The sequence below is a fragment of the Gordonia jinhuaensis genome (genome assembly GCF_014639795.1).
GTDB classification, from domain to species: Bacteria; Actinomycetota; Actinomycetes; order Mycobacteriales; family Mycobacteriaceae; genus Gordonia_B; species Gordonia_B jinhuaensis.
Window position 1 is genome coordinate 1 of sequence record NZ_BMGC01000038.1, and the last position, 20,682, is coordinate 20,682.

Annotated in this window: 15 protein-coding genes; 7 read left to right on the forward strand and 8 right to left on the reverse strand. The window is 65.2% G+C overall.

Features of this window, described 5'->3' with window-relative positions; all coding sequences use genetic code 11:
* Window positions 1-171: 171 nt before the first annotated feature.
* The 5 genes from IEW22_RS17110 to IEW22_RS17130 form a co-directional block, all read right to left on the reverse strand.
* Window positions 172-693 (reverse strand): hypothetical protein, encoded by a 522-nt coding sequence (locus IEW22_RS17110; RefSeq protein ID WP_188588155.1) that lies wholly within the window; start codon window positions 691-693, stop codon window positions 172-174.
* 76 nt (window positions 694-769) lie between these two features.
* Window positions 770-1,345, reverse strand: a complete 576-nt coding sequence (locus tag IEW22_RS17115) for a hypothetical protein (RefSeq protein WP_188588158.1) — start codon at window positions 1,343-1,345, stop codon at window positions 770-772.
* 1 nt (window position 1,346) lies between these two features.
* Window positions 1,347-2,663 (reverse strand): WXG100 family type VII secretion target, encoded by a 1,317-nt coding sequence (locus tag IEW22_RS17120; protein ID WP_188588160.1) that lies wholly within the window; start codon window positions 2,661-2,663, stop codon window positions 1,347-1,349.
* Window positions 2,660-2,965 (reverse strand): DUF6317 family protein, encoded by a 306-nt coding sequence (locus IEW22_RS17125; RefSeq protein ID WP_188588163.1) that lies wholly within the window; start codon window positions 2,963-2,965, stop codon window positions 2,660-2,662. The genes IEW22_RS17120 and IEW22_RS17125 overlap by 4 nt, the downstream gene beginning before the upstream one ends.
* Entirely contained in the window at window positions 2,958-3,371 is a 414-nt protein-coding gene (locus tag IEW22_RS17130; protein ID WP_188588165.1) for an SAV_915 family protein, read from the reverse strand. Before IEW22_RS17130 ends, IEW22_RS17125 begins: the two co-directional genes overlap by 8 nt.
* A 422-nt stretch (window positions 3,372-3,793) precedes the next feature.
* On the opposite strand from IEW22_RS17130, the gene gltB reads away from it, so the two are divergent.
* The 7 genes from gltB to IEW22_RS17165 all read left to right on the forward strand — a co-directional run bounded on the left by gltB (window position 3,794) and on the right by IEW22_RS17165 (window position 14,246).
* A complete protein-coding gene (gene gltB, locus IEW22_RS17135; protein ID WP_188588167.1) occupies window positions 3,794-8,401 on the forward strand; it encodes a glutamate synthase large subunit in 4,608 nt (1,535 codons plus the stop codon).
* Window positions 8,394-9,845, forward strand: a complete 1,452-nt coding sequence (locus IEW22_RS17140) for a glutamate synthase subunit beta (protein WP_188588169.1) — start codon at window positions 8,394-8,396, stop codon at window positions 9,843-9,845. Before gltB ends, IEW22_RS17140 begins: the two co-directional genes overlap by 8 nt.
* 160 nt (window positions 9,846-10,005) lie before the next feature.
* Window positions 10,006-10,920: a cutinase family protein gene (locus IEW22_RS17145; protein WP_188588172.1), complete on the forward strand. Its 915-nt coding sequence runs from the start codon at window positions 10,006-10,008 to the stop codon at window positions 10,918-10,920.
* A 104-nt stretch (window positions 10,921-11,024) separates the two neighbouring features.
* Window positions 11,025-12,077, forward strand: a complete 1,053-nt coding sequence (locus tag IEW22_RS17150; protein WP_229742852.1) for an esterase/lipase family protein — start codon at window positions 11,025-11,027, stop codon at window positions 12,075-12,077.
* A gap of 106 nt (window positions 12,078-12,183) precedes the next feature.
* A complete protein-coding gene (locus tag IEW22_RS17155; protein ID WP_188588176.1) occupies window positions 12,184-12,798 on the forward strand; it encodes a TetR/AcrR family transcriptional regulator in 615 nt (204 codons plus the stop codon).
* Between the two features lie 135 nt (window positions 12,799-12,933).
* Complete coding sequence (locus tag IEW22_RS17160) at window positions 12,934-13,650, forward strand: NmrA family NAD(P)-binding protein (RefSeq protein WP_229742853.1); 717 nt, start codon at window positions 12,934-12,936, stop codon at window positions 13,648-13,650.
* Window positions 13,651-13,706: 56 nt separating this feature from the next.
* Window positions 13,707-14,246 (forward strand): cupin domain-containing protein, encoded by a 540-nt coding sequence (locus IEW22_RS17165; RefSeq protein ID WP_188588178.1) that lies wholly within the window; start codon window positions 13,707-13,709, stop codon window positions 14,244-14,246.
* A 515-nt stretch (window positions 14,247-14,761) separates the two neighbouring features.
* On the opposite strand, the gene IEW22_RS17170 is transcribed toward IEW22_RS17165, so the two are convergent.
* From IEW22_RS17170 to lysX, 3 genes are read right to left on the reverse strand one after another with little or no spacing between them, the layout of a single operon-like run.
* Window positions 14,762-16,291, reverse strand: a complete 1,530-nt coding sequence (locus tag IEW22_RS17170) for a serine hydrolase domain-containing protein (protein ID WP_188588180.1) — start codon at window positions 16,289-16,291, stop codon at window positions 14,762-14,764.
* On the reverse strand, window positions 16,288-17,217 hold the full coding sequence (locus tag IEW22_RS17175) for an alpha/beta hydrolase (protein ID WP_188588181.1): 930 nt from the start codon (window positions 17,215-17,217) through the stop codon (window positions 16,288-16,290). Before IEW22_RS17175 ends, IEW22_RS17170 begins: the two co-directional genes overlap by 4 nt.
* Entirely contained in the window at window positions 17,214-20,636 is a 3,423-nt protein-coding gene (gene lysX / locus IEW22_RS17180) for a bifunctional lysylphosphatidylglycerol synthetase/lysine--tRNA ligase LysX (RefSeq protein ID WP_188588183.1), read from the reverse strand. The genes IEW22_RS17175 and lysX overlap by 4 nt, the downstream gene beginning before the upstream one ends.
* Window positions 20,637-20,682 lie beyond the last annotated feature (46 nt).

Here is a 20,682-nt window from a genome sequence, read left to right on the forward strand (position 1 = left end):
CAACGGCTGGAACGACCGCAAACACCCCTTCGTATGGACAAAAACCGCAGACGAAATCCTGAAGAAAGCTCAACCCAAAACGTATTAACGAAACGAGACACTAGGTGATTGGTGTTCAAGAATCGCCTCCAGAGAAGTGAGTCATCAGAGAACTTGGTGCCAGAGAGACCTTTACGGTGTGGGGGTCTTGGGGTGCTTCTTCGTCCCGTACTGCCGTACCGCTTCGAACTCGGCGCGAGTGAGATAGCGCTGGAACGACGAGAACGCAATTGCTGCTGCATAACCGACGAAAATGACCGATCCCAGAAGCACGAGTCCACCTGCCGCCGTCGATCCTGCTGCCGCAGCGCCGCCCGTGCTACCGCCAAACAGTCCAGCCCGGCGTCGTCCGCTCTTTGTCAATCCCTTTGACGAGTATGCATTGATGACCATGGGGTAGCCCATGTCCTTGTCGTGCTTGCTCCGTCGCAGTGATCGGAAGCCGACGATGACGCTGATTGCCAGCACACAGCAACCGATCGTTACGGCCGCGTACCACGCCGAACCATGAAAGCTGGCGGCAATTGATGTAAGCAGCACGATGTCGATCCAGAACATCAGGACGGCGATCAGGGTGTAGAAGCACGCTAGGCCGGTCCGTCGCAACCAGTATCGCGTTCCGCGGCGGTACCAGGTGCGGCCGAGTAGTCGCACCTCGGGAATTGGAGTCCAAGAACAGTCGCCAGGGTCAGTCATCATCAGAAAGTCTTGTGCCAGAAGGGCGTGAGGGCTATGACGGCCCACTGCCCTGCGTCACGAGATCGCGGGGGTGATTCCGGGTTCCATACCGTTGTACGGCAAGGAATTCCGCTCGGCTGACGTATCGTTGCATGGAGAATACCGCCATCATGATCGGCAGCCCGGCGAAGAACACGGCGCCGACGATGGCGACCAGGCCCGCGGCCGCCGAGCCGGCAACGGCCATCGGCCCCATCAGCGTGGCGCCACGCATCATTCGTTTCGACGTGCCCGGCTTCAACGGCCGGGCTCTCGGGTTGTAAAGAATCCGGGGACAGCCCGCTTCCTTCTCCTCCGGAACGCCGTTGAACTGCCGGTAGGCCCACACCAGGCTGCCGATGAAGATAGCGATGCCGACGCCCAGTACGAGGTAGTGCACCCAGGACGTGTAGAGGCTCGCAATTCCGGAGACGACGACGAAGTCCAAATAGACCATGATGGCACCCCACGCAATGAACACGAGGGTCCAGCCCATCCTTCTCGTGAAATACCCGCGGTCTCGTTCGTACCACGACGTGCCCAGGCCCTTCACCTCGGGCAGTGGATACCCATGTGCGTCGAATGCCATGTCAGAACACCGAATGCCAGAGACTTTTGCCGAGGTCGAGCGTGTCGCTGCCCGCCTTGGAAAAGGAGTTGGATGTGCCGTGCATCAGTCCGGCCATCACACCGTGGTTGTGAATGTCGTCTCCCCAATGTTCGTGGAGGGCACTGCTGGCCAAGTTGCCGGTGAACACTCCGGCGGCTCCGATTGCCACGGCTGACGTGACGGCGGCACCCACCCCGGCCTCAATGTGAGCGGCCCCAACGACCATCGTTGCCCCGGCGGCCGTGAGTGCTGCACCGCCCATTCCAGCTGCCGCGGCGGTGTAGTCGTTCGCGCGTGCCGCCGTTGGACTCCAGCCCTTCTCCACATCGTCCTTGACGGCGAACTCGGCGGAAATCGTCGGTGCGGCGACGTCGAGCACCGGCATCCCCTTCATGAAGTCCAGTGCCGCAGGGAGTTTCACCCTCATCCCCTTGACGTCCACGTCGGCCAGCTCACCCAGCGTCATATTGAGTGCCTTCGTCCCGGGGGCTTCCCACTTGCCCGCCTTGGCGTCGGCCAGCTTTCCCTTGAGGTCTTCGAGCCGGGAACCGAGCTCCTTGGTGGTCGCACGTGCGGAATGCACCGCGTCGACATTCGTGCCCTCTTTCACGTACCTGGTGATCTCGGAGTCGAGTGCTTTTTCGGCGCCACTCAGTTGCTTCTTCAGATCCGTGATCTTCCCCGGCATTGACTTGCGGATCTCCGCATTCGCCTCGCCCGGCGCCACGAAGAGCCCACGCAGGTAGCCGGCAAGATCCGTGGCCTGCTGGGGACTCAACGCCTTACTCGGATCGTCGGGAACGATGTCGTCGACGAGCCCCGCCAACGTCTTTCCCGCGACGAGGCGCTCTTCTTCCGCGGCTTGTTTGGTTTTGCTCCAGAAGGCGTTGTACTCGTCCTGGGCTGCTCGGGCCCTCACAGCGACTGCTGCGTTCGGATCGCCGTGGATCACGAGCCCGAGCGGTGTGCCGTCCGCTCCGATCTGGGCGCCGTCAGCCTGGCACGCGTGCGCTTCGTCGTAGAGTGCTCGTTCCAGCGAGTCGAGGGCATTGCCGAGCTGCGAGATCGTGTCGCCTGCAGTCTTGGCCACCGAGCCGATGGCCCCCACGCGAACGGAGTCAGACGTCCACGATTTGCGAAAAGCCTGCGCGGCATCACCACTCCACGAGGCGTCGTCGCCGAGCTTGTCGACATCGTGGGCGAGTTCGGACACGATCCCGTTGAGAAGGCCGGGGACCGCTTGCAGCTGACTTCCCATCTGCTGCAAACCGGCGATATCGCCACCGACCCAACTCACTTGAATCCCTCCACGAGGTCGTCGTAGAGGAAGCGGTTCCGGTTGACCTCTTCGGTGCGGTTGTACGCCTCTCGTGCGTTGTGCAACTTCTTCGAGTGCGACTCGATGCTCGCCACCATCTGGGGATGCAGGAGCGTGAACAAGTCCATCACGGCGGCGACCGTGGCGTTGACGCTTCCGTTGCCGGTACCTGCGGCAGGGGGCGACATCTTCGGTATGAGCGCCTGATAGGCGTCGGCTTGTTGCGCGAAGCGGCTCGACAGCCCGTCCAGGTCACCTAATACGACATGCAGATCACTCATCGACGGTCTCCTCCAGCGCCTTCAATCGTTCCGGGGTCCACACCACGTTGACCAACCCCGGTATGGGGTCGAGAACGACCGGCAGCCCACCGGCAATCTCGAGCATCGCCGGGCCGCGGTAAGCCACCCAGGGCTGTGCGTCTCCGCGCTGATCGACGAGCCCCTGCAGGCTCGAGTACGCAACCACCGCCAGCGATCCTTCGCCCTTCAGGGTCGCCAGTTCGATCTCCACACCGCTGCCGTCGAGTGCCGGATGGGCGGGAACGATCACCACCTCAGGCAATGTGTGACCGATGGTGGTTTCGACATCGGGGGAATCGTAGGGGTGGGCATCATCCGGGGCGTTCGCGTCGTCATCGCTCTGTGTCCTGTAGGCCGCTTCGGCCTCGCGAACATCTGCCCACATGAACCCCCCCTCGGCCCACGACAGAATAGAGGACATGCTGGTCAGGGCTTATCTGGTGTCTGTCGCGCGACCGACACCCCGGTATCCGATCACGACGAGGACGCGACGGAATCCGTCGCATCCTGATCACTGGCCCTCACACCCCTGACCAGTGCGATTTCAGTCCGATGGCATCAGCGTGAGAAAATTCTGTGATTCGTCCTGCGGATCTCGTGGCGATCCCACGTGACTCCGTGGGGATCTCCGTTCAGCAACGGCGCTGTGCGGCACAACCAGGGCATGCGGGCACGTCGGATTTCCCCTGTTTGCCCAGGTCGGGGTGGGTTGATCTGATCTTGACACACCGTGGCTAGGCTGTGCCGTAACGTTTGCTCATATTGTGCGCGTCACGTCTGCCGTGTCGTGCTGTCGAGGAATGACTTATGAACCAGCCTCATCACTTCGCCGGGCACCGGTATCCGGACCCCGTCGGGCTCTACAACCCGGCCAACGAGCACGACAACTGTGGTGTCGCGTTCGTTGTGGACATGCACGGCCGACGCACGCGCGACATCGTCGACAAGGCGATCACCGCACTGCTCAACCTCGAACATCGCGGTGCTGCGGGTGCTGAACCCAACACCGGCGACGGTGCAGGCATCATGATTCAGATCCCCGACCGCTTCCTGCGTGAGGTCGTCGACTTCGAGCTACCCGCCGAGGGCGAGTACGCGACGGGTATCGGCTTCCTGCCGCAGGCTTCGGGGGAGACCGCACTGGCCAGCGAGGCCATCGAGAAGATCGTCGAGGCCGAGGGCCTGACGATGCTCGGATGGCGTGACGTGCCCACCGACGACCGGTCGCTGGGTGCGCTGGCGCGTGACGCCATGCCGACCTTCCGTCAGCTGTTCGTCGGTGGCGCCTCGGGGCTGGAACTCGAACGTCGGGCATTCGTGATCCGCAAGCGTGTGGAACACGAACTCGGTAACAAGGGTCCCGGTCGAGACGGACCGGGCCGCGAGACCGCCTACTTCGCGAGCCTGTCGTCGCGCACCTTCGTCTACAAGGGCATGCTGACGACTCCGCAGCTCCAGGCGTTCTACCTCGACCTTCAGGACGACAGGGTGGAGAGCGCCCTTGGCCTGGTCCACTCGCGCTTCTCCACCAACACCTTCCCGTCGTGGCCGCTGGCTCAGCCCTTCCGTCGGGTCGCGCACAACGGTGAGTTCAACACCGTCACGGGCAATGAGAACTGGATGCGTGCGCGCGAGGCGCTCATCGACACCAGTGTTTTCGGCAAGGGCACCGCCGACAAGATCTTCCCGATCTGCACCGAAGGTGCTTCTGACACTGCGCGTTTCGACGAGACGCTGGAGCTGCTGCACCTCGGCGGCCGCAGTCTGCCGCATGCGGTGCTGATGATGATCCCCGAGGCGTGGGAGCGCCACGAGGGGATGAAACCCTCGCACAGGGCCTTCTACGAGTACCACGCGTCACTGATGGAGGCCTGGGATGGGCCGGCCTCGGTGTGCTTCACCGACGGCTCGGTGGTCGGCGCTGTGCTCGACCGTAACGGCTTGCGCCCCAGCCGGATCTGGGTCACCAAGGACGGTCTGGTGGTGATGGCGTCGGAGGTCGGCGTGCTCGACATCGACCCATCGGACATCGTGGCGAAGCTGCGTCTGCGCCCGGGCCGGATGTTCCTGGTGGACACCGAGCAGGGCCGCATCGTCGACGACAACGAGATCAAGGACGAACTCGCCGCCGAGCACCCGTACGCGGAGTGGCTCGAGTCGGGGATGATGCGCCTGGAGGATCTGCCCGACCGTCCGCACGAGAACATGCCGCACCATCGGGTTCTGTTGCGTCAGCAGGTGTTCGGCTACACCCACGAAGACCTCAAGATGCTCATCACGCCGATGGCCGCCACCGGCGCTGAGTCGATCGGCTCGATGGGCACCGACACACCGATCGCGGTGCTCTCCGCGCGTTCGCGGATGCTCTTCGACTACTTCCAGCAGATGTTCGCCCAGGTGACCAACCCGCCGCTGGATGCGATCCGCGAGGAGATCGTCACCAGCCTGCGGGTGGTGATCGGCAAGGAAGGTGACCTGCTCGACTCCACCGAGTCGTCATGTCGCCAGATCGTGCTCCCCACACCGATTCTCGACAACGATTCGCTGGCCAAGCTCGAGCGGATCAACGACGACGGCGAGCACCCGGACTACCGCAGCGCCAAGATCTACGGGCTCTACCCGGTTGCCGAGGGCGGCGCCGGACTGCGCAAGGCGCTCGATGATGTGCGGGCCCAGGTCTCGGCGGCCATCGCCGACGGCGTCCGCCTGATCGTGCTGAGCGACCGCGAGTCCGACGAGGTCCTCGCGCCCATCCCGTCGCTGCTGCTCACCGCCGCGGTGCATCACCACCTCGTCAAGGAGAAGACCCGCACGCAGGTCGGCCTGATCGTGGAGGCCGGTGATGCCCGCGAGGTGCACCACATGGCCTGCCTGGTGGGCTTCGGTGCCGGTGCGATCAACCCCTATATGGCCTTCGAGTCGATCGAGGACATGATCGACCGCGGGTCGCTGCGTGGCGTGGAGTACGACAAGGCCGTCGCGAACTACATCAAGTCGGCGGGCAAGGGTGTGCTCAAGGTGATGAGCAAGATGGGTATCTCCACCATCGCCTCCTACACCGGCGCGCAGCTGTTCCAGGTGATCGGCCTGTCGCAGGATGTGGTCGACGAGTTCTTCACCGGTCTGCGTAGCCATCTCGACGGCATCGGTCTCGATGACATCGCCGAGGAGGTCGCGATCCGCCACCGGCTCGGATTCGCCGATCGCCCCAGCGAGCGGGCGTTCCGCCGGCTCGAGGTGGGCGGTGAGTACCAGTGGCGCCGTGAGGGCGAATACCACCTGTTCAACCCCGACACGGTGTTCAAGCTGCAGCATTCCACGCGCACCGGTCAGTACTCGGTGTTCAAGGAGTACACCAAGCTCGTCGACGACCAGTCGACGCGCCTGGGCACCTTGCGCGGGCTGTTCGACTTCAATTTCGGCGACCGTGACCCGATCCCGATCGACAAGGTCGAACCGGCGAGCGAGATCGTCAAGCGCTTCTCCACCGGCGCGATGAGCTACGGCTCGATCTCTGCCGAGGCACACGAGACGCTGGCAATCGCGATGAACCGACTCGGCGGCCGGTCCAATTCCGGTGAGGGTGGCGAGGATTCGTCGCGCTTCACCCCCGACGAGAACGGCGACTGGCGTCGCAGCGCGATCAAGCAGGTGGCCTCGGGCCGATTCGGCGTGACCGCGCACTACCTGAGCAACTGCACCGACATCCAGATCAAGATGGCGCAGGGCGCGAAACCCGGTGAGGGCGGCCAGCTTCCGCCGCACAAGGTGTACCCGTGGGTCGCCGAGGTCCGTGGTTCGACGCCCGGCGTGGGCCTGATCTCGCCGCCGCCGCACCACGACATCTACTCGATCGAGGATCTCGCCCAGCTGATCCACGATCTGAAGAACGCCAACCCGCAGGCGCGCATCCACGTGAAGCTCGTCTCCGAGGTGGGTGTGGGCACCGTCGCCGCCGGTGTGTCGAAGGCTCACGCCGACGTGGTCCTCATCTCCGGCCACGACGGTGGCACCGGCGCGGCTCCGCTGACTTCGCTCAAACATGCCGGTGCGCCGTGGGAACTCGGCCTGGCCGAGACCCAGCAGACGTTGCTGCTCAACGGGCTTCGTGACCGCATCGTGGTGCAGGTCGACGGTCAGCTCAAGACCGGCCGTGACGTGATGATCGCCGCGCTGCTCGGCGGCGAGGAGTTCGGCTTCGCCACCGCACCGCTGGTGGTCTCGGGCTGCGTGATGATGCGCGTCTGTCACCTCGATACCTGCCCGGTGGGTGTGGCCACCCAGAACCCGGTGCTGCGTGAGCGCTTCGCCGGCAAGCCGGAGTTCGTGGAGAACTTCATGCTCTTCATCGCCGAAGAGGTGCGAGAACTCCTGGCACGTCTGGGATTCCGCACGCTGCAGGAGGCGGTGGGTCACTATGAGGCGCTCGACACCACCAAGGCGATGAAGCACTGGAGCAGTGCCAAGGCCGGCAAGCTCGACCTGTCGCCGATCTTCGCCGAGGTCGAGTCGCCGTTCATGAACCAGGACCTGTACTGCAGTCGTAAGCAGGACCACGGGCTGGACAAGGCACTCGACAACGAGCTGATCGCCAAGAGCCGCGCGGCCATCGATTCCGGTGAGCGCGTGAGCTTCTCGTCCAAGATCTCCAACGTCAACCGCACCGTCGGCACGATGCTGGGCCACGAAATCGTCAAGAGCTACGGCGCCACGGGTCTGCCCGACGGCACCGTGATCATCGACTTCGAGGGCTCCGCGGGCAACAGCTTCGGTGCCTTCGTGCCCCGCGGTGTGACGCTGCGGGTCTCCGGTGACGCCAACGACTATGTGGGTAAGGGGCTCTCGGGCGGGCGCATCGTGGTGCGGCCCTCGCAGAACGCACCCGAGGGCTTCGACGCCTCCGACAACATCATCGCCGGCAACGTCATCGGCTTCGGTGCCACTGCGGGCGAGATCTTCTTGCGCGGCATGGCCGGAGAGCGGTTCTGCGTGCGCAACTCCGGTGCCACCGCAGTGGTCGAGGGAATCGGCGACCATGGTTGTGAGTACATGACCGGTGGCCGTGTGGTGATCCTCGGACCGACCGGGCGCAACTTCGCTGCGGGTATGTCCGGCGGTATCGCCTACGTCTACGACCCACATGCCCAGTTGTCGGGCAACCTGAACACCGAACTGGTCGACATCGAGCAACTCGATGACGACGACTTGGCGTTCCTGTCGCAGACAGTGACACGCCACGCCAACGAGACCGATTCCTCGGTCGCCAGGGAGATCCTGTCGGACTGGGAGAACAACCGCGAGCACTTCGCCAAGGTCATGCCGCGTGACTACCGTCGGGTGCTCGAAGCCATCTCGACGGCGGAGCGGCTCGGCCGCGACGTCGACGAAGCAATCATGGAGGCCGCACGTGGCTGACCCCCGAGGTTTTCTGAAGATCACCGAGCGCCAGACGCCCAAGCGTCGCCCGGTGGATCTGCGTCTACTCGACTGGAAAGAGGTCTACGAAGACTTCTCCCACGAGACATTGGAATCGCAGGCCAGCCGTTGTATGGACTGCGGGATCCCGTTCTGCCACAACGGCTGTCCGCTGGGGAACCTGATCCCTGAGTGGAACGACCTGGTGTACAAGGATCGCTGGCGCGACGGTATCGACCGGCTGCACGCGACCAACAACTTCCCGGAGTTCACCGGCAAGCTGTGCCCGGCCCCGTGTGAGGCGTCGTGTGTGCTGGGTATCAACCAGCCGGCGGTGACCATCAAGCAGGTCGAGGTGGAGCTGATCACCAACGCCTTCGACGAGGGCTGGATCGAGCCGGTGAAGCCGTCGACCTCCACCGGCAAGCGGGTCGCCGTGGTGGGCAGCGGACCGTCGGGACTCGCTGCCGCACAGCAGCTCACGCGCGCCGGTCACGAGGTGACGGTGTTCGAGCGTGCCGATCGCATCGGCGGTCTGATGCGCTACGGCATCCCTGAGTTCAAGATGGAGAAGTGGGTGATCGACCGCCGTCTGGAGCAGATGGAGGCCGAGGGAACGGTGTTCCGCCCGGGCGTCAACGTGGGCGTCGACATCACCGTCGACGAACTGCGCGAGCAGTTCGACGCGATCCTGCTGGCCAATGGGTCGACCATCGGACGTGATCTGCCGATCGCCGGCCGTGAGCTCGACGGGATCCATCAGGCGATGGAGTTCCTGCCCCAGGCCAATCGTGCCGCACACGGGGAGGTGATCGAGGGCCAGATCACCGCCGAGGGTAAGAAGGTCGTCATCATCGGCGGCGGTGACACCGGCGCGGACTGCCTGGGCACCGCGCTGCGCCAGGGCGCCGAGATCGTGCACCAGTTCGAGATCATGCCGCGTCCGCCGGAGGAGCGTGCCCTGACCACGCCGTGGCCCACCTACCCGCTGATGTTCCGGGTGTCCTCGGCCCACGAGGAGGGCGGCGAGCGCCTGTTCTCGGTCAACACCGAGGAGTTCGTCGGCGAGAACGGTCATGTGACCGGTCTGCGTGGTCACGAGGTCGTGATGCGCGAAGGTCGTTTCCAGAAGCTGGAGAGCACCGATTTCGAGCTGGACTGTGATCTGGTGTTGCTGGCGATGGGCTTCGTGGGCCCCGAGCGCGGCGATCTCCTCGACAAACTGGGTGTGGAGTACGACGCACGCGGTTCGGTGGTGCGCGACAAGAACTTCGAGTCGACCGTTCCCAATGTCTTCGTGGCCGGTGATGCCGGGCGCGGACAGTCACTCATCGTCTGGGCGATCGCCGAAGGACGTTCTGCGGCAGCCGCTTTGGACCGCAAGCTGATGTCGGACACAGACCTGCCCGCACCCATCGTCCCCACCCAGGTGGCGCAGCGCTGAACATCGTCTGACATCTGCGCCCCCGGGCGTCGTGGCGCTGCGGGTGAGCCGGTGCTGGGTTAGATTCGAGTCGCTCGACGGTGGCCACTGCCTCTGGTGGCCGCACGTCGCGCCGGGATGGGATCGACCCGGACTGCGCTGCGCTTGGGGAGTTTTGGCGATGAAAAGTACTCGCATACGGCGGATTGCTGCAGCGGCGGCGGTGATCGGCGGACTCGCCGGTTCGCTGGTCGGCACCATCGGCTCGGCGGGTACGGCATCGGCCGCGTCGTGTGCGCGGGTCTACGCGTTGGTGATCCCCGGTACCTGGGAAACCAATTCGGGCGCCACAGTGCACGGCATGCTCGGGCCGGCAGTATCGAATCTCCCGGCTGACGTGGTGGTGCGCCAGATCCGCTACGACGCGACCGCATTCCCCTGGGACGACGGCGGCGCGGTGTACGGCAAGTCGAAGGCCACTGCGATCGCCAACGCGAACGCCCAGGCAGCGTCACTCGTCGCTCGGTGTCCCTCGGCGAGTATCGCCCTGGTCGGCTACAGCCAGGGTGCTGATGCCGCCGGTGATGTCGCCGCCGAGATCGGCACCGGACACGGATCGATTGCGCCGTCGAAGCTCGTCTCGGTGGATCTGCTGGCCGATCCGCGCCGCGCTCCGGGCGACCCGCTGGTCGGCCCGCGGCTGACCGGGCAGGGCAGCGGGGGTCCTCGTCAGGGCGGCTTCGGCTGGGTCACCTCGAAGGTCCATTCGATCTGCGCACCCGGCGACATGTACTGCAATCTGCGCAAGGACTATTACGTCAGTCGGGTGGCGGGATTCCTCGCGGAGACCTCCGATCCCGATCCCACGCAAATCCCGCAGTATTACGCGGAGGCGGCCGCCATTTTCGGGCAGTTGCTGATCTCCGGTGGCGCGCCGGCGGTGGCGGGTGAACTCAGCGATGCCAAGGCACGTCAGCAGATCAACGCCTACGACGACTTCCTGCGTTCGGGGGCACATGTGGACTATGCGCACTTCGAGGTGAGTCCGGGTGTCACGGCCCTGCAGTGGATTCACGACAATCTCGCCGGCCTGTAGTCGACTGTCTCCGTTCTTCCGGTTCGAGTCGACTGGCCTCTCCCACGACGTTGCGATGTGATCTGCCCCGTCGTCGGTTGCTCTTCGTCCACCGATTTCGCACGATGAGTCCAATCGTTCACCTGAACGATTACTTCCCAATTCGTGGGCATTACGAGCATGTCGGAGGACGCAACTTGGGCGGGTTCGTCAGACGTATCGGGCTGGCCATGTCGGTCGCCGCGGTTGTGATAGGGACGTTTGTCGGAGCAGCGTCGGCGTCGGCGTCGCCGCTGCCGGTTCGTTTCAGCGGCCTCGACGCGGTGAACTACCTTGTCACGCACCCCGATGCGCCCCCGCCCGGAGCGAACGACTGGTCGTGCCGTCCGAGCCCTGCGCATCCGCGTCCGGTCGTGCTGGTGCACGGCACGCAGGCGAACATGACCATCGACTGGTTCACTCTCGCTCCGATGCTGAAGAACGCCGGATTCTGCGTGTTTGCGTTCAACTTCGGCGTACAGGCGACCATCAGGATCGGTGGCGTGATCGATGTGGTCGGCGGTACCGCGCCGATCGAGGACTCGGCACGAGAACTCGCTGCATTCGTCGATCGTGTCCGCACCGCGACCGGTGCGCCCGAGGTCGACATCGTCGGACACTCGCAGGGCGGTTCGATGCCGCGTTACTACCTCTCCTATCTCGGTGGCAACCGCGTGGTCAACACCTTCGTTGGTGTCGAGCCCACCAACCACGGAACCGACGCCGGGGGGCTGTTGTCAGACTGGCTTCTGGGACCGATCGCACAGCGGCTCGGCGACGATCCGGCGGTGACGCCGCTGCTCGACGCACTGACCCTGCGATCGAGCGTCCAACAGGTCCAAGGATCTGCCTACGTCCATGAGATCAATGACCGGGCTCCCCACGGTGGGGTCGATCCGAACGTGCGTTACGTGGTGATCGCCTCGGCGACCGACACCACCGTGACCCCGACGTCGTCGATGTTCTTGACCGGCCCGAATGTCACGAACATTCTCTTGCAGTCGGGTTGCCCTCTGGCACTCGACGACCATCAGGGCGTGCTATACGGCCGATACGCCATGGGTGTGGTCCTTCACGAGCTCGATCCCGCTGTGCCGACACCGAGCTGCTCGCTGTCGCTCCCATACATCGGGGGATAACCGGTGAAAGCGGAATGACAGCTCTCGCCTGACCTGACACGGTTCCTGATCGAGGCGTAGTCTCGCTTCCAAGTGGACGACTTACTCTCACTTGGGAGGTGCGGGCATGACCGTCTCCGATAGTGGACTGCACGCGGTCGAGCACGTTCGGCGGCCGCGACGCGATGCGCTCGAGAATGCCGAGCGCGTCCTCGCTGCCGCGGTGGCCACCATGGTGCGTGAGGGCAGGGCGGTGCCGATGAGTGCGATCGCCGACGCTGCCGGTGTCGGGGTCGCGACGCTGTATCGGCGCTTCCCCACCCGAGAGGCGCTACTCGATGCGCTGACCGAGCGTTCGTTCCGCATCGTCGCCGAGCTGGCGGGCACCGCCGCAGCGGCTGACGGCCCGGCGATCGCGGCCCTGGTCGACTACTACGACAACGTGATCGATCACCGCGATCAGCTCATCCTCCCGCTGCACGGCGGTCCGAGTGAACTCGGCGACGAGTCACGGCGGCTGCAGGCAGAGATCCGGGATTCGGTCGGCTCGGTCCTCGATCGGGGCCGACGCGACTGGACCATCCGCGCCGATGTCACCGCCGCTGACCTGATCGCCTTCGGGGCGCTGCTGGTCCAGCCGCTCAGCGGCGGTGATTCGTGGTCGGACGCGCTACGTCGACAGCGCGACATCTACATCGCCGGTCTGCGCCCGTCGGCTCCGGTACTGGGGAAGGCAGGCTGACAGTGACGACAGCCGCAGATGTACCGCGCGGGCCCACGGCGCCAACGGTTCTCGTGGTCGGCGCCGCTGGAGTGGCGGCGGGTGAGGTGGTACCGGCGCTCGCCTCCCGCGAAGCGCGGGTGCGCGGTATGGTCCGTGATCCTCGCCGGCGCGACGCCGTCCTCGAACGCGGTGCACACGACGTGGTACCTGACCGACCCTGCCTCGGTCCGTGCGGCGCTCGCCGGTGTTGATGCGGCCTTCTACATCGCACCGGCATTTCTCGATGGCGAGGCCGACGCCGGAGTGGCCTTCGTCCATGCAGCGCAGCGCGCCGGGGTGGGACGCATTGTGTTCTCGTCGGTGATACACCCATCGCTCGACCTGGTGAACCACGCCGCGAAAAGGCCAGTGGAACAGGCGATATACGACTCCGGTATGGACTATGTGATCCTGCAACCGGCGCTGTTCTTCCAGAACTACGCGGCGTCCTGGGATCGCACGATCTCCTCGGGTGTACTAGCCGAACCGTGGGCCGTGTCGACGCGATTCTCGCGGGTCGACTACCGGGATGTTGCCGAGGTCGCTGCCCTCGGGTTGACCACCGACTCCTTGCTCGGCGGCACATTCGAGTTGGCCTCGGCAGGCCAACTCGACCGGCATGAGGTGGCTGCGCTCATCGCCGAGGCATCTGGTCGACCCGTCCGAGCGGAACGGCTCGACCCCGACGACATCGACGCGTCGGCTCCGCTCCGGGCGATGTTCGAGCACTACGACCACTCGGGGATAGTCAGCTCGCCGATCACTCTCACTGCTGTGCTCGGACGCGAGCCGCGCAGTTTGCGCGACTACTTCACCGAACTCGCCGGCTGATCCGGCTGGTGGTAACCGACGACGGTGTCGAAACAACGCGATGGGAGGCCGAGACCATGACCGAGAAGATCCACGGTTCAGACGCCGCGGGAGCGATCCCGCCGGACGACCTCGCCCGGACATTGTCTGTCGTCGACGACGAACACCCCGCTGGTGGGTGGGTCTCTCTGGTCGGCGACACGTACTCGATGCTGCTCACCGGCGAACAGACGAACGGTGCGTACTGCCTGATCGACATGCGTGTACCGCCCGGCGGCGGCCCGCCCCCACACCGCCACGATTTCGAGGAACTGTTCATCATCGTGTCCGGTCAGGTGGAGTTCACCTTCCGCGGCGACGTGACGGTGGTCGGCGCCGGGTCGAGTGTCAACATCCCGGCCAACGCACCCCATCGCTTCCGCAATGCAGGCGATTCGCCGGCGCGAATGCTGTGCATGTGTTCACCCGCAGGTCAGGAGGAGTACTTCACTCGCGTGGGTGACGCAGTGGACGGACCCACTGCACCGCCGCCGGATCTCTCGCCGGCCGATCAGGCGGTCCGGCAGCAGCGTGCTCTCGATCTCGCGGCACAGTATCGAACCGAGATGCTCTCCTGATCAACGACGCCGACAGGCCTGATCAACGACGCCGACAGGTCTCATCCGCGTGTCACATCGATAACAAAGTTCACTCGCGTAACATCGGCTTCGTGAGTGGCGAAGGCCACACACACGCGCTGAGGCGGCGTGACCCGCGGTAAAGCCGTTGGCCGCACCGGTAACCGAATCGATGACTGTGGCGATAAACCCTCCGAGTTCGCATTTTCGGGGAGCGTCATACACGCAATGTGTGATATCAAATCTGGTATCAGGCACCTTGAAGTGGCAAGGAAGTGATCGGTCGTGAAGATGGCATATGGGGCAGGAGCACCCTGGCATGACTCACGCCTACTGAGGTCGTCGGCCCAGCGCCGTGCCTCGTGGACTTTTCTGTTTCGCCCGGGATTCCGTACGCGGGCGCGTCTGGCCCGCATGTTGCCCGAAGAGGGTGAACGACTCGTCACCTCGGCCGAGCTCAAGCGTCTTCTCGCCTGACCTCTGATCCGACCAGATGCCGGTGACCGCGCGGCAGGTCACTCCTGCGCGTGCGTCTGCCCGCTCGGCCTGACGTGATCACCGACGCCCGCTGCCGCGTGCACTGCGTGCAGACCGCTGGCGTCGGCGAGATCGATCGACACCGACTGCACGAGCGGTGTGGCCAACCCGATCATCCTGACCTCACAGAACAACGCCCCGCAGCGTCCCGGGATCTGCCATCGCAGAATCGCCGCGGTTGGGCTGGAGGTGATGCGCTCACCGAACGGCGTCGGATGGTCGGCGAGGCCACCGATGGCGTCCACCAGCACGCGCAGCCGGGCGATGCGGATATCGGCCGGTATATCCGCGAAGACATTCGCCGCGAAGACCGCTCCGCGCGGATCGACCGCCACGAAGCCGTGCCGTCCGCAGATGATCTCGTCGACGAGTGCCGCGGCCTCGACACTCGCCTGCCACAACCCGACGGTGGCGGCGGGAGCATCGAGGCGTTCGAGGACATCGAGTAACAGAGCAGTCGAGTACGTGCCGGTCGAGATGGCGTCGCTGTTGGCGAACACCACGGTTCCCACACCGGTCTCGGCATGCCAGCGCATATGCGAACTGAATCCCGGCAGCCCGCCGGAGTGTGCGACGACTCGACCGAACCGGCGGTGTTGTTCGATCACGAGACCGTAGCCATAACCCGCGCCGTCGAGATTTTCGCCGGTGATATCTCGGTCGGCCGAGGTGATGACGGTGTGCGGGCGCTGCATCTGCAGTCTCGACGCGGCCGACAGCACATCGTGCCGTCGCGGTTGGTCGCCGAATGCCGACGCCAGGAACGACGCCCAGGCCGCCACATCGTCGACGGTGCTGAACAGACCACCGATACATCCGAGTGCACCCGGTTGCAGGAACGGCTCATCCACCCAGGTGGCGCCGCCGTCGAAGGTGCGCCGGCCGATGGCGATATCGGTCTCGGGAGACAGGAGGTGGTGGTCGTAGACGGTCGACGTCAGTCCGAGCGGATCGAGAATCCGTTGCCGGACAACCTCTTCGACGGGTGCGTCACACACTGTCTCGATCGCGCGTCCCACCAGGGACATACCCAGATTCGAGTACTGATAGGCGGTGTCGGGGGCGAGTGCGAGAGGGATGCCCGCGGCGACCAGCGACCCGATGTACTCGCGTGTGGCACCCAGGTGGCGATCACCCCACCGGTTGTCCTCGGCGAACCCACCACGATTGGCCAGCAACATCGCGATGGTCGGCTCGACCCTTCGACCTCGGTAGGTGATCCCCCTCATCTCCGGGACGTAATCGACTGCGGGAGCATCGAAATCGAGTGATCCCGCCTCGCGCAGGGACAGTGCCGCGGCAGCCAGGAAACTCTTCGACATCGACGCGATGCGATACACCGTGGATCGGGTGGGCGCTGTGCCGTCGCGACGAGGCTCGCCGTGCCCGACCCACGCGATCACCCCCGTTGCGTCGAACACCGCAGCCGAGATCGACGGGGCGGTCGCGGGGACATCGGGGATCTGCGCCTGAAGTGCCGCCTGCGCCGCATCGATGCGCTGCGTCACCGGGTCTCCTCATGTGTGCGACCGAATGTCTCGTCGATGATCTCGGCGACCTCATGCGGCCGTTCGAGGATCACGAAGTGACGGGCCGGCCGGATCGCATGGAACTTCGCGCCGAGCATGCGTGAGTAGCTCTTCTGTTTGGTCGCCCAGATCCTGGCCCAGCGGCGTCCGCGAGGCAGGGCTGCGATCACGGCCTTGGGCACCTCGGGTAGGTCACGGTCGCGGCGGAGCTGACGCAGCGAGAGATTCTCGGTGGGGAATGCCGCATTCTCGGTGATGGTGGCCAGCAACATGTTGTGGCCGCCGAAAACCCTGGGTGCCCAGGTCTTCTCATGATCGGTGAAGCCGCCCGGCGGTGCGGGCAGGAACATCGCGCGAAGGCGGTTGGCGCCGAATCGCTTCAGGAGCGGGCGCGTGATGCCGATGGCCTCGACAGCGGCGATCAGCAGATGTCCGTCGATCACGCGCAACCGCGGCGGCACGATGCGCCACGGCACGGTCACGTAACTGCCCTCGATCATCACGATGCCCGACACCCGGTCGGGCAGCGCCCGCGCGAACCCCTCGGCGTACAGACTCGCCATCGAATGCGCCACCAGGACGGCCTTGTCGGCGCCGGCATGATCGAGAACGGCTCGGATACGGTCGATCTCGCCCTGCAGAGTGGGTACACGACCGAACTGCCGAGGCTGACTCAGCCCGTAGCCGGGCCGGTCGTAGCGCAGCACCTGCCAATGGTCGCGGAGTTCGACGGTCAGCGGTTGCAGGTCGAACCAGTTGCTGCCCAGCGCAGCCAGCAGCAGGATCGGCGGCCCCTGCCCGTCGCGCAGTGTGTGCACTTGCAGACCGGCGACCTCGATGAACTCGCCGGCGGCATCTCGGTCGGCGTCGCCCGGGCTCGCGGGCGTGCGAGGATCGCCGCTCACCGTGGTCTGGCCATCGGGAATGTCAGCGTCTCGCGGATGGATCGGCCCGTCACCAGCATCACCACTCTGTCGACTCCGATCCCCAGCCCGCCCGTGGGCATCATTCCGTACTCCAGTGCGTCGAGGAAGTCCTCGTCGAGTTCCATCGCTTCGGGATCGCCGCCCGCGGCAAGCGCGGACTGCTCGGTCAACCGTCGGCGCTGCTCCAGCGGATCGGTGAGCTCAGTGTAGGCCGTCCCCAACTCGACTCCCCACGCCACGAGATCCCACCGTTCGGCCACACCGGGTTTGCTGCGATGATCGCGCGTCAGCGGCGACACGGAGGTGGGGAAGTCGATGTAGAAGGTGGGCATCGTGGTGCGCGCCTCCACGAGATGTTCGTACATCTCCAGCACGATCTGCCCATGATCCCACTCCGGGTTCAGTGTGATGTCGAGCCGTTCACACACCGCACGGAGCTCGTCGTCGCCGGTGACGACGGTGATCGTGGTACCGGCCGCGTCGGAGACGGCGTCATAGACGCTGCGCACCGGCCAGGGGCCGGAGATGTCGATGGAGTCGAATCCGCCCGAGTCGCCTTCGCCCGAGTCGCCTTCGCCCGAGTCAGCCGGACGCAGGATGACCGGCGAGCCATGTGCGGCAATCGCAGCCGCGGTGATCATGTCGCGGGTGATGTCGAGCATCGTCATGTAATCGCCGTGCGCCTGATAGGCCTCGAGGCTTGTGAACTCGGGATTGTGGCTGAAATCGACCCCCTCGTTGCGGAAATTGCGGCCGAGTTCGAACACGCGCTCCACACCGCCGACGCACAGCCGTTTGAGGTAGAGCTCCGGTGCGATCCGCAGGTACAGGTCGAGGTCGTAGGCGTTGATGTGGGTGCGGAACGGTTCGGCATTGGCGCCGCCGTGCACGGTCTGCAGGATGGGGGTCTCGACCTCCAGGAAGTCGAGGGAGTAGAGGTGATCGCGCATCGCGCGGATCACCGCGGCGCGCGTGGCGAGTGTCTCGCGCGCTGCGGGGTTGACGACGAGGTCGAGATGGCGTGCCCGCACGCGGGTCTCGGGATCGGAGAGGCCCTTCCACTTGTCTGGCAACGGATGTAGGCATTTGGCCTGCATCGTCCACGAATCGGCGAGCACCGACAGCTCTCCGGTGCGGCTGTGGCCGATGACGCCGTCCACCCGGATGAGGTCGCCGAGATCGACGTCGTCGGTCAGATGTGTTGCCGTGGTGGTCAGTGCCGGTGCGTCGACGAGCACCTGGATCTCACCGCTGAGGTCCTCGAGGTCGGCGAACACCACCGAGCCGAAGTCACGTAACCGCATCACCCGTCCGGCGACCGATACCGCTGTGCCCGGCGGAGATTGGCGTGCTGCGGTGATCCGGTGCGAAGGCGCCGAGGCCGGCGGATACGGGTCGATGCCGTCGTCGCGGATCTTGGCCAGCTTGTCCAGTCGCACGCGGACCTGCTCGGTGCGGTGTGGTGCGGGGACGCCGGTGTCCCGATCGGCGCGTACCTCCGCGATCACCGTGTCCGCGTCGAGGTTCGACGGGAAGGAGTCGACACTGCCGTATGTGCGTGTGCGCCTGCCGAATACGGGGAGCTGCACGAAACCCTCGGCGACCACCGCTGACAGTCCCACCCAGACGATCTTGCGGGTGTCTTCACAGCAGAGGTAGCGCGGGACCCATTCGGGCTGGTACTTCGCATTGGAGCGGTAGAGCGAATCCATCTGCACGAACCGCGACCCGAACATCAACGCGCCGTGGGCCAGTCGCATGACGGGGCCGGCGCCGATGCGGTCGCCCTCGGCGAGGATGGTTCGGAACGCGGCGAAGTTCAACGAGATCTCGCTGATGCCGAACCGGGCCGAGTCGAGTGCGAAATCGCTGACCATGGTCTCGACGACCCCGTTGATCGCGGTGTGGTCGCGGCGCATGAGATCCAGTGAGGCCCCGGTGCGCCCCCAGGGCACGAACGACAACAGCCCGATCCGCGTCTCGTCGGGGGTGTCGGCGTGCATCAGCGCCTCGACGAGGAGGCAGTCGCCGTCCTCGGGGTCTCCGAGGCGGCCGAGTGCCATCGAGAAGCCGCGTTCCTCGGCGGTGTCACGCCAGGCGTCGGCGTCGGCGATCACGCTGTGCATCTCGTCGGCGCTGAGTTCGCGGTGCCGGCGGATTCGCACCGTGACACCGGCGCGATGGCATCGGGTGACCGCTTGACGCACCGGCCGCATGCCCGGTCCCGACAGTCGATAGTCGCGGGTGTGCACGATCGCCTCATCGCCCATCTCGAGGGTGGTGAATCCGGCGTCGGCATAGATCGCGGCGCCGCGTTCACTGGCCCCCATGACCCCCGGTCGCCAGCCGTAACGGTCGCAGACGGAGACGAATTCGGCGATCGCGGCCGACCAGTGGCGTCTGTCGCCCACCGGGTCGCCGCCGGCGAGCCCGACGCCGAGCTCAACCCGGTAGGTGATCGCCGCCTTGCCGTTGGGGGCGAACACGACGGCCTTGTCGCAGCGGGTCGAGAAGTACGCCAGCGAATCGTCGTCGTCGTAGGCCGCGATGAGTTCGCGGATCACCCGGGCGTCGGTCGGGGACATCAGATTGGTCAGGCGTTGTGAACGGAACAGCACCGCAGCCGCCGCGATCAGCGCGAGCGCGCCCAGCAGACCCAGCAGACCGTTGATGACCCCGTAGGCGTGATGTCCGTTGAACGTACGTCTGTCGATGGAGGCGAAGGCGACCACCCGGTTGAACGCATACGCCAGCCGCTCGTCGGATTCGAGGTCGTGCGGCGCCAACTCGACCAGACCCCAGCCGAGTAGTGTCGCCGCCGCCAGTCCGAGCGCCAGCACCACGAATGAGCGCCAGATCGCACCGGGGCGAACCCGTGTGTAGAACTGCCGGTACGACGCGAGCAGATAGGCCAGGGCGACCAGTTGCAATGCGAGCCCGATGCCGATGTTGATCCGCTCCGTGGTGCTCACGTCGTATCCGGAGGCGACTGCGGGGATGAACCACAGGGCGTTGGTGGCACCGAAGATCACGATGTAGGCAACGGTCACCCACCAACTGATCCGCTTGCGCGCACCGAGTGCGCCGGCGACCAGTGCGAGGACGAACGCCCACGCGAAGCTGGTGTCGGGCATCGAGATGATGTAGTCGTCGACGTAGCCGCGCGGTACGCGAATGAGGTGACGGAACCCGATCGACAGGCTCGACAGCAGTGAGATCGCCGCGAGGACACCCAGCACCGTGCTGGTGATCTTCGGTGCCGACCGGCCGAAACCGTCGGGTACGCGACGGCGGGACAGGATCGACCGCGATCGTTCGTTGCCGTGCCGGGCGGCGTCGACATCAACATCGGGATCGGGACCGGCGGCAGGATCGGCACCGAGCGCTGGACGCGCCATGGCAACCTCCTCGAGGATTCCGGAACCACCCGGCGTGCGTCTGCAC

Coding starts and splice junctions, on each gene's coding strand:
- lysX (WP_188588183.1), bottom strand. CDS start 20,636: ATGGCGCGTCCAGCGCTCGGTGCCGATCCTGCCGCCGGTCCCGATCCC.
- IEW22_RS17125 (WP_188588163.1), bottom strand. CDS start 2,965: ATGAGTGATCTGCATGTCGTATTAGGTGACCTGGACGGGCTGTCGAGC.
- IEW22_RS17150 (WP_229742852.1), top strand. CDS start 11,025: ATGAGTCCAATCGTTCACCTGAACGATTACTTCCCAATTCGTGGGCAT.
- IEW22_RS17145 (WP_188588172.1), top strand. CDS start 10,006: ATGAAAAGTACTCGCATACGGCGGATTGCTGCAGCGGCGGCGGTGATC.
- IEW22_RS17130 (WP_188588165.1), bottom strand. CDS start 3,371: ATGTGGGCAGATGTTCGCGAGGCCGAAGCGGCCTACAGGACACAGAGC.
- IEW22_RS17155 (WP_188588176.1), top strand. CDS start 12,184: ATGACCGTCTCCGATAGTGGACTGCACGCGGTCGAGCACGTTCGGCGG.
- IEW22_RS17165 (WP_188588178.1), top strand. CDS start 13,707: ATGACCGAGAAGATCCACGGTTCAGACGCCGCGGGAGCGATCCCGCCG.
- IEW22_RS17115 (WP_188588158.1), bottom strand. CDS start 1,345: ATGGCATTCGACGCACATGGGTATCCACTGCCCGAGGTGAAGGGCCTG.
- gltB (WP_188588167.1), top strand. CDS start 3,794: ATGAACCAGCCTCATCACTTCGCCGGGCACCGGTATCCGGACCCCGTC.